Source organism: Nocardia sp. CA-119907 (genome assembly GCF_050955995.1).
Lineage (GTDB): Bacteria > Actinomycetota > Actinomycetes > Mycobacteriales > Mycobacteriaceae > Nocardia.
Genome location: NZ_CP192091.1, coordinates 2452864 through 2464864 on the forward strand (window position 1 = coordinate 2452864; position 12001 = coordinate 2464864).

Consider the following 12001-nt stretch of genomic DNA (forward strand, 5'->3'; position numbering starts at 1 on the left):
ATGGCATCGTGCATCCGCGCCACCGGCTCGGCGACCGGCCCGACGGCATCGAACACCTCACCGGCGACGGCCAGATGCCGCCATTCGACGAGAGTGGCTGCCGCACTGACCGATTCGGCGATGGTCGGTCCGCGCCCGGCCAGTTCGGCCAGTTGTTCGGCGGTGGGTGGGAATTGCTCGGGCATGACGTTCTCGCGATGGCGTCTCCGGGCGCCGCAGGGTTGGTGGTGAATCGTTGCGGTGGTGAGGGATTCGTGGATCGGGGACTAGCGGGTGGGCGGAGTTGGCGGGTTGGGCGGCTGCGGCATGTTGGGTGGTATCGGCATGGTGGGTGGTGTGAAGAGCCCGGGCGGGGTTGGGAATTCGGGTGGTGTTGGCGGGGTGGGGGGCATGGGGATGCCGGGCGGCGGCGGGAATCCGGGCGGGGTCGGAGGTGGCGGGAACGGGCCGGTCGGGGGCATCGGGCCGCTGAAGCGTTGGAAGGCCGCTTGGCGTGAGGTGCCGAGCAGATCGCCGATTTCGGCCCAGGTGTGCCCTTCATCGCGGGCTTGCCGGGCCAGGGTGTGCAGGATGTCGTCGACGAGGCGGCTGAGGTTTCGGGTCGCGGTGAGTGCGGCCAGCACCGGCACGCTGGGCCGCCCCTGCTCCGGGCTCAGCACACCCACGACCAGTTCCGCATTGGCGGACAACAACTTTCCGAGCATTGCCCGCTCGTCCTGCGGGTCTACATGCTGCTGTTCTACGGGCATATGTAAAGCCTGACTTGACGCCCACAGCTTGTCAAGGCTGGATTTACATCAATGCGCAATCGTGGTCGAATCCGATCAACTCATGTGCTGCGGAATCCGCAGTGATGCGGGCGCGTGCAGGCGGAGATCGATGTCGACGACATCTCTCGGGTCACTGCACGATTCGGAATCAGCCAGGCTCTTGTCGCGTTGCGGCGGATCTCGACGGTCGACGGTCGCATGTGATCGGCACGCATGGATCGCACCCGCCCCGGCAGATCGGGATGGGCGCGAATGTATAAGGGGCCGTTACTTGGATCGTCGATCCGCTGGAACCAGTGGCACGGCCGCCATCGCCAAACCGGCGGCCAACAGGTACGCCGCCGGGAAGCCGCTGGCGGTGATCAGTGCGCCGAAAACCGGTGGGATGGTGGCTATTGCGAGGTTCTGGCCGGTGTTCTGAATGCCGAGCCCGCGTCCGCTCCAGTAGGGTCCGGCGATTTCGGCGACTGCGGTGAAGGCCAAGCCGTTGTCGGACACCGTAATGACCGATGCGGCGATCAGCAGCGGGATCGCGGCCCACCACGCATGTGCCCATGCGGCCAAAGCCAAGGCGGCCATGGCGATTACGGCGGCAATCGCGACCGTCCGCAGCGGCCCCAGGCGGCTGCCGACGCGATCCGACCACGCACCCGCGCCGATTCGCCCTAGGGCGCCGAGGATTTGGGTGAAGGTAACCAGGGCGCCCGCCACCGGCAGTGACCAGCCGACGTCACGATGCAACCACAACAATGCGAAAGTCCATACGGTGCCCTGTGGAACGCACAGCAGCACCGACACCGCATGTATGCGCCACAGCGTGGAATCGCCGCGATAGGGGTTGGTCCGATCCGCGGCAGTACCGGCGGGGCGAGGCGGATCGACGATCCCGACCAGACAGCCCAGCGCGGCCGCGCCGGCCATGACGGCGGGTACCAGAATGGCCGCCGAGACGCCGTGCGCGGCCGCGACCGCTGGAATGGCCAATGCGCCGACGCCGACACCCAAGGGCTGTGCGGTCTGCCGGATTCCCATGGCCAGCCCGCGTCGATGCGGCGGGAACCAGCCGACGATCACCCGCCCGCTGGCGCCATTGGTGCTCGCCGCGCCGACGCCGCCGAAGAACAGCAGCGCGCCGAGTGCGAGGTGGTTCGACACCGTTGCTGCCGCCGCGCCCGCGACGAACATCAGCAATGGCCCGCCGACCAGCACCTTCTGCTCGCCGATCCGGTCGACGACATACCCCCAAGCGATGAGCGTGCACACCAGCCCGACCGTCGGCATGGCCACCAGCAATCCGGCGGTCGCCAGCGGCATGCCGTCCGCGGTCAGTGCTGGCAGCAGGAATGGGACCCCGTGGATGAAAACGGCACTGGAGGCCTGCGCGAAGACCCCGAGTCCGAGCATGGACCACCGTCGGACCTCGTGTATCTGCGTCACGGTAGTGGCCATCGACCTCACCTCGAAATCTCAAAATATGGGACAGCGTTCTCATTCTGTGAACATTGGGACTTACCGTACACCCGGTGGGCAACCTGATTTCGAGGGTCGGGCTGTCGATCTCCTCACATTTCGACGCCACCCGTGCGTCGATGCCGCCCCCACGGAGTGACTGTTCGAGCGGCCCGTCTCGCGTCGCGCAGGCGCGGCCTTCAACTCGGCCGAGCCGTTGAAGCACATGCGACGAGGTCTCGAGTCTCGACGGCCAGGCTGGTGTACGCCGGGTGCTGACGGTTCGCACATGGGTGACCAGCGCGGAGCGAGTCTTACGAGCGACCGTTCGCGGCCCGTCTCGCGTCCGAGTCGTCGAAGTGCATGCCGCAGGCGCGAGTCTCGACGGCTCGGACGCGAGACAAAAGGGGGCCGCGAACACGCCGCGCCGCAGGCGCGGCAAATCAGATACAGCGTTCGAGCAGGTCGACGGGGGTCGATAGACTGCCGGGCATGCGTCTAGGTCGAATCGCCAGTCCCGATGGAGTCGCTTTCGTCAGTATCGAAGGGGAGGGGGGCGAGAGCGTCGCCAAAGAGATCGCGGAACATCCGTTCGGTACTCCGACATTCACCGGACGGAGTTGGCCGCTGGCCGACGTGCGCCTGCTCGCGCCGATTCTGGCCAGCAAGGTGATCTGCATCGGCAAGAACTACGCCGCGCACGCGGCCGAAATGGGCGGTGTCGCGCCCGCCGATCCGGTGATCTTCATGAAGCCGAGCACCTCGATCGTCGGCCCGAACGCACCGATCATATTGCCGCCCAGCTCTTCCCAGGTCGACTACGAGGGTGAGCTGGCGATAGTCATCGGCCGTCCGTGCAAGGATGTGCCCGCTGCCCGCGCGCTCGATGTGGTGCTCGGCTACACCGTCGCCAACGATGTGACCGCGCGTGACCAGCAGAAGCACGACGGCCAGTGGACCCGGGCCAAAGGCTACGACACCTTCTGCCCGCTCGGCCCGTGGATCGAAACCTCGTTGGACCCTTCGGATCTGGAGATCGTCACCGAAGTCGACGGCGAGGTCCGCCAGCGCAGCCGCACTTCGCTTCTGCTGCACGATATTCCGAAGCTCATCGAGTGGGTGACCACGGTGATGACGCTGCTGCCCGGTGATGTGATCCTCACCGGGACCCCGGAGGGCGTCGGCCCGCTGCAGTCCGGGCAGAACGTGTCCGTGACCGTCGAGGGCATCGGAACCCTCACCAATCCTGTTGCCGCCAAGCGCTAGTCGAAAGAGAGCCATGACTGAAGTACGGGTCCGCTTCTGCCCGTCACCGACCGGGACGCCACACGTCGGCCTGATCCGGACGGCGCTGTTCAACTGGGCGTTCGCCCGTCACACCGGCGGCAAGTTCGTCTTCCGCATCGAAGATACCGATGCCGCACGCGATTCCGAAGACTCCTACCGGGCGCTCCTGGACGCGCTACGCTGGCTCGGCCTCACCTGGGATGAGGGTCCGGAAGTCGGCGGACCCTACGAGCCGTACCGCCAGTCCCTGCGGCGCGAGCTGCACATGGAGGTCGTGCAGAAGTTGCTGGCGGCCGGTGAGGCCTACGAATCCTTCTCCACGCCCGACGAAGTCGAGGAGCGCCACCGCGCCGCGGGCCGTGATCCGAAGCTCGGTTACGACAACTATGACCGCGATCTCACCCCCGAGGCGATCGAGGCATATCGCGCTGCCGGACGTCCGGCGGTAATTCGCTTGCGGATGCCCGATGCGGACATCACTTGGCACGATCTGGTGCGCGGCGAAACCACCTTCAAAGCGGGTACGGTGCCCGACTTCGCACTCACCCGCGGTAATGGCGATCCGCTCTATACGCTGGTAAACCCGGTCGACGATGCATTGATGAAGATCACCCATGTGTTGCGCGGGGAAGACCTTCTTTCCTCAACTCCGCGGCAAATCGCGCTCTATGCGGCGATGCGGCGGATCGGTGTCGCGGAGTTCACTCCGGAGTTCGCTCATCTACCGTTCGTGATGGGGCAGGGCAACAAGAAGTTGTCCAAGCGCGATCCGGAGTCGAATCTGTTCGTCCATCGGGATCGGGGATTCATCCCGGAGGGTTTGCTGAATTACCTGGCGCTACTCGGCTGGGGCATCGCGGATGATCGCGATGTTTTCTCGATGGCGGAGATGGTGGCGGCCTTCGATATCTCGAAGGTAAATTCGAATCCGGCCCGTTTCGATCAGAAGAAGGCGGACTCGCTCAACGCCGAACACATCCGATTGCTGGAGCCGGGTGATTTCACGCACCGCTTACGCGAGTTCCTGACCGAGCACGGCCACATCGGCGCCGACATCGACGACAAGATGTTCGCCGCGGCCGCCGAACTGGTGCAGACCCGGATCGTAGTGTTGTCCGACGCGTGGGATCTGCTGCGTTTCTTGTTCGCGCCAGCGGAAGAGTTCGCGATTGATCCGGCGGCGGGGGCGAAGAACCTCGGCCCCGATGCCACGCCGATATTGGACGCCGCCATTGCCGCGCTGGAGCCGTTGACGGCCTGGACCACCTCCGCCATCGAGGATGCGCTCAAAACCGCGCTCATCGATGATCTGGGGCTCAAGCCGCGCAAGGCGTTCGCGCCAGTGCGAGTGGCGGTCACGGGTTCGCACATCAGCCCGCCGCTGTACGAGTCGCTGGAGTTGCTCGGCCGCGAAACCACGCTGGCTCGGCTGCGTTCGGCGCTGGCGTGGGCCGCGTCCGCGTAAAACCCGGACTTGACCGAAAAACAGGGCGTTGACCAGCCGATTTGTAGTTAACCGTATGCGGTTTGGTACTCTTCTTCTCGGCTCGGAACAGGGCCTCGGGTCAGCCGGACACGAGGTCTGACGTCCTGGTCATTGGGGTATGGTGTAATTGGCAACACAGCTGATTCTGGTTCAGCCATTCTAGGTTCGAGTCCTGGTACCCCAGCGGAGAATGTTGTTCGTCTCTCGGTTCGCGACCGAAAGTTGTTCAGCATCCGGCGATTTGGTCGCCGAGCTTCGGTCCGCTAAGCTAACCGAGCTTCCACTGATCGAAAGATCGAACGGAAAGATCGCCCACAGAAATGTGGGAGGTCGAGTCCTGGCCCCGTCGTCTAGCGGCCTAGGACGCCGCCCTCTCAAGGCGGTAGCGCGGGTTCGAATCCCGTCGGGGCTACAACGAGTGCAAGGCTCATGCTCATGGAGAGCATGGGCCTTGCTCGTTTTCGCATTGTTTTGTGGGGGTGGAACCCCCACGCCCCTACCCGGAGGGCTTCGCCCCCGGACCCCCGAGTAGAGCCGGAGGGCTTCGCCCCCGGACCAGGGGCGCGGGCTCCTAGGGGTCGGGTACGTAGCTTCCCGTAATGGGGTTGTCTGCCGTGTTGGTGCTGGTCTCGTGGGGTTTCTTCCCAGGGAACCGGACTCGTGGGTTTCGGCTGTGTGGGCGCCGGATTGGTGTTCTTGGTCGCGGGGTCGTGGACTGGTGGTTCTGGTGGCGGGGGTCCCGGACTGGTGATTCTTGGTCGCATCTGTGCCCGGACCGTTGGTTCTTGGCCGCATAGATTCCCCGGACCGGTGGCCTGCGGATGCATTGTTCCTGGGCCTGGCTTCCAGCTGTGCAGCCCGCGTGTTCGGACCGCGGCCTCTCGCGCGCGGCTCACCGCCGCCGAGAAGCCCTGGACAAGTGATCACCATGCGCTGATGCAGGTAAAACGTCGAGAGCACACCTGCATCAGCGCATTCTCGATCGGTGTGGGAGTGGCAAGGGGCGGGGCGGGTGGTTCGTTGTCGGAGGGCTTGCGGCGGGTGTGGGCTTCAACTGGGGCGTTCGCGTGATGTGGGGTCGTTTGGCGGTCTGTACTTGGCGTGGCTGTCGCGGGGGCCGGGAAGTGGGGGAGTTGCAAAAGGCCCTCCAGGTGGGGTGCTGGAGGGCCTTGGGGGTGGGGCTTTATCCGCTCTTGCGGCGGAACTCGCGTTTGTGGCTGGCGTTGCCGTGGGCGGAGGTTGCCTTGGATCGTCCGTCCATATGATCGGTCGACTTGGCGTGGTGCTGGTTCTTGCGCTCCAGGGCTTCCTTGAACTTGCGCTTGACCTCTTCGGCGCTGGATCCCGCGCTGCCGTTGGAACTATCCGCTTCCGCCATCGTCTGCTCCTCGTCGTCGCGACCGCGCACCGCGCCAAGAGGCGTCGTCGCGCTGCCGATTCGGGTCGAACAGGGTTGACGCTACTGCGCGGGGTGCGGTGTGTCAGTCGGATATCGCCCGCGTGCCGCGATCAGTCCAGCGATTGCGCGGTGGTGCCGCCGAGGGGCAGCTGTGGCAGGCCGAGTTTGCGATGGTCCCAGCTGCGCAGGCGATCGGGGACCACCCGGATGGCGACGCGCTTGTGCAGCATCTGTTCGACGAGCGGGCGGACTTCCTCGCTGTAGGGGCCGGTGTAGCGCTCCCAGACGCTCACACCGACGGCGTACAGCTTGTCCGGATCGTCGATGATCTCGGCGTGGCCTTCGATGGAGACCCCGCGCAATTGGTCGTAGGTGTGCCCCGCCTCGACCATGCAGGTGATGCGCGGGTCGCGGCGCAGGTTGACGGCCTTCTGCGATTTCGCTTTCGTTTCGAACCACAGCTCGGGCAGCTTGCGGACCGAGCCATCGGGTGCGACCTCGCCGTCGAGCAGGGCGTACCACATCGCGATGAGATGTGGTGTGCCGTTCGGGCCGATGGTTGCCAGCGTCGCGATGCGGTTGCGCTGCAGGAACTCGGTGATCTCGGCGTCGGACATGACGATCTGCGCCCGTTGGTTTACTCCCATGCGCACCAACCTTAGATGTTCGACTAGAACGTGTTACAGCCTCTTGTGTAATGCGTCCGCGGCGGCGACCAGGTCGGCCGCCCAGCGTGCGCCGGGTCTGCGGCCCATCCGATCGATCGGGCCCGATACCGAGACGGCCGCGATCACATGACCCGCGGCATCGCGCACGGGTGCCGAGACGCTGGCCACACCGGTGGCCCGTTCGGCGGCGCTCTGGGCCCAGCCGCGCTTGCGCACCTCGGCCAGCGCGCGCTCGCCGAATACCGCGTCGGCCAGGATGGTGCGCTGGAATTCCGGATCCGCCCAGGCCAGCAGCACCTTGGCCGCCGATCCGGCGGTGAGCGGCAGCCGCGCGCCGATCGGGACCGTATCGCGCAGGCCGACCGGGGGTTCCAGAGCGGCGATGCAGACCCGCGCATTGCCGTCGCGGCAGTAGATCTGGACACTCTCGCCGGTGATCTCGCGCAGGCGCGGGAGAATGGCCGAGGCGGCCTCGTGCAGCGGATCGGTGGCGCCGGCGGCGAGCTCGGCGAGGGCCGGGCCCGGCCGCCACATGCCGTTGTTGTCGCGGGCCAGCAGCCGGTGTACCTCGAGCCCCACGGCCAGGCGATGGGCGGTGGCGCGGGGCAGTCCGGTGCGGGTGCACAGCTCATTGAGACCGCAGGGGTGCTCCGCGACGGCATACAACACTGACACCGCTTTGTCGAGGACGCCGATACCGCTATGCTGTCTCATAGAACGATATTAGCGTCTCGGATGTTGAGAAAGCCACTTAAGCGCTCTACTCGCTCCCGACGCGCCGGATAGCCAAATTGTGCAGCCGGGAGCCGCGCCTCAGTCCAGATCGCGCGAACCGGTTGCTCGTCGGAAAGGTGATCGAGAATGGCCGAGCGCCGCACACTGGCCGAAAAGGTGTGGGAGCAGCACGTCGTCGCCCGCGGTGAGGGCGAAGGCGCCTCCCGTGAGCCGGATTTGATCTACATCGATTTGCACCTCGTGCACGAGGTGACCAGTCCACAGGCCTTCGACGGGCTCCGCGCCGCCGGTCGCCCCGTGCGCCGTCCCGATCTCACCATCGCGACCGAGGACCACAACGTCCCGACCATCGATATCGATAAGCCGATCGCCGACCCCATTTCGCGCACTCAGGTCGAGACCCTGCGCCACAATTGCGCGGAATTCGGTGTGCGACTGCATCCGATGGGGGATCTGGATCAGGGCATCGTGCACGTCGTCGGGCCGCAGCTCGGTTTGACGCAGCCGGGTATGACGGTGGTGTGCGGCGACAGCCACACCTCGACCCACGGTGCGTTCGGCGCGCTGGCGATGGGTATCGGCACCAGTGAGGTCGAACATGTCCTTGCCACCCAGACGCTCTCACTGCGTCCGTTCAAGACCATGGCGATCACCGTTGACGGCCAATTGCCGCCCGGTGTCACGAGTAAGGATCTGATTCTGGCGGTCATCGCCAAGATCGGTACCGGCGGCGGTCAGGGCTATGTGCTCGAGTATCGCGGCGAGGCCATTCGCGCCATGTCCATGGAGGCGCGAATGACCATCTGCAACATGTCGATCGAAGCGGGTGCGCGGGCCGGAATGATCGCCCCTGACGAAACCACCTATGAATTCCTCAAAGGACGCCCGCACGCGCCGCAGGGAGTCGACTGGGATGCCGCAGTGGCCGCCTGGGAGGCGCTGAAGACCGATGAGGGCGCGGCTTTCGACGCCGAGGTGCACATCGACGCCAATGCGCTGACCCCATTCGTCACCTGGGGCACCAACCCGGGTCAGGGTGCACCACTGGGTGAGACGGTGCCCGATCCCACGCAGATTGCCGACGAGACGGCGCGCGAGTCCGCGGAGAAAGCGCTGCGATACATGGACTTGGAGCCGGGAACCCCGCTTCGGGATGTGTCGGTCGATACCGTATTCGTCGGTTCGTGCACCAACGGGCGCATCGAGGATTTGCGCGCTGTGGCCGGGATTTTGAAGGGACGCCGCATCGCCGACGGTGTGCGAATGTTGGTTGTACCGGGCTCTATGCGGGTGCGCGCACAGGCGGAAAAAGAAGGACTGGGCGAGATTTTCACCGCGGCGGGCGCCGAATGGCGTCAGGCGGGCTGCTCGATGTGCTTGGGAATGAATCCCGATCAGCTCGCGCCCGGTCAGCGTTGCGCTTCGACATCGAACCGCAACTTCGAGGGTCGGCAGGGCAAAGGTGGCCGTACACACCTGGTTTCCCCGCTCGTAGCGGCCGCGACGGCGGTCCGCGGCACGCTGTCCGCACCGGCGGATCTGGACTGATCGGCGTGCGGACGCGTTGCGCCCGCATCGATTCGCACTTCCGGCCATAGTGACCGCCGCAGGTCACTCGAAACGGTCGGCTCAAATCGCCTAACGACCCAGGAGAATCAGCAGAAATGGAAGCCTTCACCGCCCACAAGGGGATCGGAGTGCCGCTGCGCCGATCCAATGTCGACACCGATCAGATCATTCCGGCCGTGTACCTGAAGCGGGTGACGCGCACAGGATTCGAGGATGGACTGTTCGCAGCATGGCGATCCGATCCGGACTTCATTCTGAACACCGAGCCCTATAACCGGGGCAGTGTGCTGGTGGCCGGTCCGGACTTCGGCACCGGATCCTCGCGCGAACACGCCGTTTGGGCGCTGTCGGACTACGGCTTTCGCGTCGTCATCTCATCACGCTTCGCCGACATCTTCCGCGGCAATGCGGGCAAGGGTGGTCTGTTGGCCGCGCAGATGTCACAGAACGATGTCGAAATGCTCTGGAAGTTGCTCGAGGAACAGCCCGGTCTCGAATTGGTTGTTGATCTCGAGGCGCGCACGGTGACGGCCGGAACCGTCGTGTTGCCGTTCGATATTGATGACTACACCAGGTGGCGTCTGCTCGAAGGATTGGACGACATCGGGCTCACCCTCCGGCGCAGTGACGTCATCGATGAGTTCGAAAAGGCAAGGCCAAGTTGGAAACCCACAACCCTTCCGGCACATATTTCGCAGGCGTAATCACCCGGTAGTGATAGCTGTACAACCCTAGGGGCGGTAGCTGGACGTGTGCTAAACCACATGAATTTTGGCGTGGCACATAGACTCTTGCCCAAAGTGGGTTTACCGTGGTACCTAGTCGGTCCGACGACGGGCCATTAGTCTGCGGAGGATTCAATGAACAAGGCGGAACTGATCGACGTTCTGACCGAAAAGTTGGGTACGGACAGGCGCACGGCCACCGCGGCAGTCGAGCATGTGGTCGACACCATCGTGCGTGCGGTGCACAAGGGTCAGAGCGTCACAATCACCGGATTCGGTGTGTTCGAACAGCGTAAGCGTGCGGCTCGAGTTGCCAGGAACCCGCGCACCGGCGAAACCGTCAAGGTGAAGCCCACTTCGGTGCCTGCGTTCCGCCCGGGTGCTCAGTTCAAGGCCGTCATCGCGGGTAAGCAGAAGCTGACCGCGAGCGGCCCCGCCGTAAAGCGCGGCGCGAATGCACCGGTGGCGGCAAAGAAGGCGGCCGCCAAGAAGACGGCGGCGAAGAAGGTCGCCGCGAAGAAGGCGACCGCCACCAAGGCGCCCGCCAAGAAGACCGCGGCGAAGAAGGCCCCGGCAAAGACGACTGCCCGCAAGGCAACTGCTGCCAAGACGGTCGCGAAGAAGGCGGCCGTCAAGAAGGCCGTCGCCAAGAAGGCTCCGGCCAAGAAGGCCACGGCGGCCAAGAAGGCCACCGCCGTGAAGAAGACCGTCGCGAAGAAGGCGCCCGCGAAGAAGACCGCGGCCAAGAAGGCTCCGGCCCGCCGCGCTCGCTGACGCAGAGGTTCGAGGCCGCACATGCGGCTGAAGGTCCAGCGCCATCGAGTGATTCGCTCCGCTGAGCGGAATCACTCCCTGTACCGGCTAAAAACGGCCCTGGGGTTCGCCCCAGGGCCGTTTTAGCTGCCTACGTCCGAATTTTAGGCCCAATAGCGACCGCATGACGGTTGCGGACCCCTATCGTGGTCAGGACTTGACGATGGCGGCCGACAGCGACCGGTCGAGATGGTCGGCGGCAACCAGCCGACCCGAGGCAAAAGACAGCACCCACACGCTGCCCTTGCGGTTGCGCGCGGACGGCAGCGAGATGCCGTCGCGATCGGCCCACCACTGCAGCAGATCGGGAATTACCTTGCCCTGACTGCACAGAACGCGCACCGCGCGATCCGATACCAGGGAAACGGCGCGTTGTCGGGCCTTGTCCGGTGCTGCGGCATAACCGGTTTCGGAGAACAGCGGCTCGATGGTGATTGTCGCGCCGAGTTTCTCGGCCAGCGGCGTCACCGTCTGAACGCAGCGCACCGGATCGGCCGAATAGATCTCGGATGCACCGTAGGCCAGCAGATTCGGGACCAGCGCCTGTGCCCGGGCCTGCCCTTCGCGCTCCAGTGGGCGCTGCTCATCCGGACCGTCGAAGTGGCCCCGGCTGCCCGCCTTGGCGTGTCGAACCAGCAGCAGCGTGCTGGTCGCCGCGGGCAGGCGGATGAAGGCGCGCAGCACCTGTCGGTCCATCGGATACGACAGCTGGTCCATCACCCGGTCCAATGTGTACCAGGACAGCACATCGACCTCGGAATTGGCGGCGAACGCCCCACCCGCGACCTCGGCGGCCCAGTAGTCCACTCGCTTCAATTTCCGGTGTCCCGGAATCGGATACGTGACGTGCCCGAGATAGCGGCCCAGACGGCAGTCCAGGCCGGTTTCCTCGCCGACCTCACGCACCGCGGCGAGCACCGGCGTCTCGCCCGGATCGAGTTTGCCCTTGGGCAGCGACCAATCCTGATATTTGGGGCGATGGACCACCGCGATCTCGATGGCGCCGGAACCGTCGGCGGTCCGGCGCCACAGCACCGCACCGGCGGCGTGAATATTGGCTGTTACCCGGGGATCCCAGAACGGTCCCCCGTCCATGTCGT

At 65.1% G+C, this 12001-nt stretch carries 11 protein-coding genes and 2 tRNA genes; 7 read left to right on the forward strand and 6 right to left on the reverse strand.

The genetic code is table 11. The annotated features are described in order from the left end of the window. Positions 1-266: 266 nt before the first annotated feature. Complete coding sequence (locus ACQP2D_RS10990; protein ID WP_433683612.1) at positions 267-749, reverse strand: hypothetical protein; 483 nt, start codon at positions 747-749, stop codon at positions 267-269. Positions 750-1037: 288 nt separating this feature from the next. Beyond that, on the reverse strand, positions 1038-2219 hold the full coding sequence (locus ACQP2D_RS10995) for an MFS transporter (protein WP_433683613.1): 1182 nt from the start codon (positions 2217-2219) through the stop codon (positions 1038-1040). 492 nt (positions 2220-2711) lie between these two features. Between ACQP2D_RS10995 and ACQP2D_RS11000 the strand changes: the two genes are divergently transcribed. The 4 genes from ACQP2D_RS11000 (at position 2712) to ACQP2D_RS11015 (ending at position 5404) form a co-directional block, all read left to right on the forward strand. Then, a complete protein-coding gene (locus ACQP2D_RS11000; RefSeq protein ID WP_433683614.1) occupies positions 2712-3485 on the forward strand; it encodes a fumarylacetoacetate hydrolase family protein in 774 nt (257 codons plus the stop codon). 13 nt (positions 3486-3498) lie between these two features. Further along, a complete protein-coding gene (gene gltX, locus ACQP2D_RS11005) occupies positions 3499-4971 on the forward strand; it encodes a glutamate--tRNA ligase (protein ID WP_433683615.1) in 1473 nt (490 codons plus the stop codon). A gap of 133 nt (positions 4972-5104) precedes the next feature. Continuing rightward, positions 5105-5176 (forward strand) — tRNA-Gln (locus tag ACQP2D_RS11010). Positions 5177-5331: 155 nt separating this feature from the next. After that, positions 5332-5404 (forward strand) — tRNA-Glu (locus ACQP2D_RS11015). A 771-nt stretch (positions 5405-6175) separates the two neighbouring features. On the opposite strand, the gene ACQP2D_RS11020 is transcribed toward ACQP2D_RS11015, so the two are convergent. From ACQP2D_RS11020 to ACQP2D_RS11030, 3 genes are all read right to left on the reverse strand, one after another. Further along, positions 6176-6370: a DUF5302 domain-containing protein gene (locus tag ACQP2D_RS11020; protein ID WP_433683616.1), complete on the reverse strand. Its 195-nt coding sequence runs from the start codon at positions 6368-6370 to the stop codon at positions 6176-6178. 131 nt (positions 6371-6501) lie between these two features. Continuing rightward, positions 6502-7038, reverse strand: a complete 537-nt coding sequence (locus ACQP2D_RS11025; protein WP_433683617.1) for a pyridoxamine 5'-phosphate oxidase family protein — start codon at positions 7036-7038, stop codon at positions 6502-6504. A 33-nt stretch (positions 7039-7071) separates the two neighbouring features. Continuing rightward, positions 7072-7773, reverse strand: a complete 702-nt coding sequence (locus ACQP2D_RS11030) for an IclR family transcriptional regulator (RefSeq protein WP_433683618.1) — start codon at positions 7771-7773, stop codon at positions 7072-7074. Between the two features lie 147 nt (positions 7774-7920). On the opposite strand from ACQP2D_RS11030, the gene leuC reads away from it, so the two are divergent. The 3 genes from leuC (at position 7921) to ACQP2D_RS11045 (ending at position 10862) form a co-directional block, all read left to right on the forward strand. Continuing rightward, complete coding sequence (leuC, locus tag ACQP2D_RS11035; RefSeq protein WP_433683619.1) at positions 7921-9342, forward strand: 3-isopropylmalate dehydratase large subunit; 1422 nt, start codon at positions 7921-7923, stop codon at positions 9340-9342. A 116-nt stretch (positions 9343-9458) separates the two neighbouring features. Then, positions 9459-10067, forward strand: coding sequence for a 3-isopropylmalate dehydratase small subunit (leuD, locus tag ACQP2D_RS11040; RefSeq protein ID WP_433683620.1), 609 nt, complete (start codon positions 9459-9461; stop codon positions 10065-10067). 156 nt (positions 10068-10223) lie between these two features. Beyond that, complete coding sequence (locus ACQP2D_RS11045; RefSeq protein ID WP_433683621.1) at positions 10224-10862, forward strand: HU family DNA-binding protein; 639 nt, start codon at positions 10224-10226, stop codon at positions 10860-10862. Positions 10863-11051: 189 nt separating this feature from the next. Here the strand turns inward: ACQP2D_RS11045 and ACQP2D_RS11050 are convergent, their stop codons facing one another. Beyond that, positions 11052-11996, reverse strand: coding sequence for an NUDIX hydrolase (locus ACQP2D_RS11050; protein WP_433685608.1), 945 nt, complete (start codon positions 11994-11996; stop codon positions 11052-11054). Between the last annotated feature and the right edge of the window lie 5 nt (positions 11997-12001).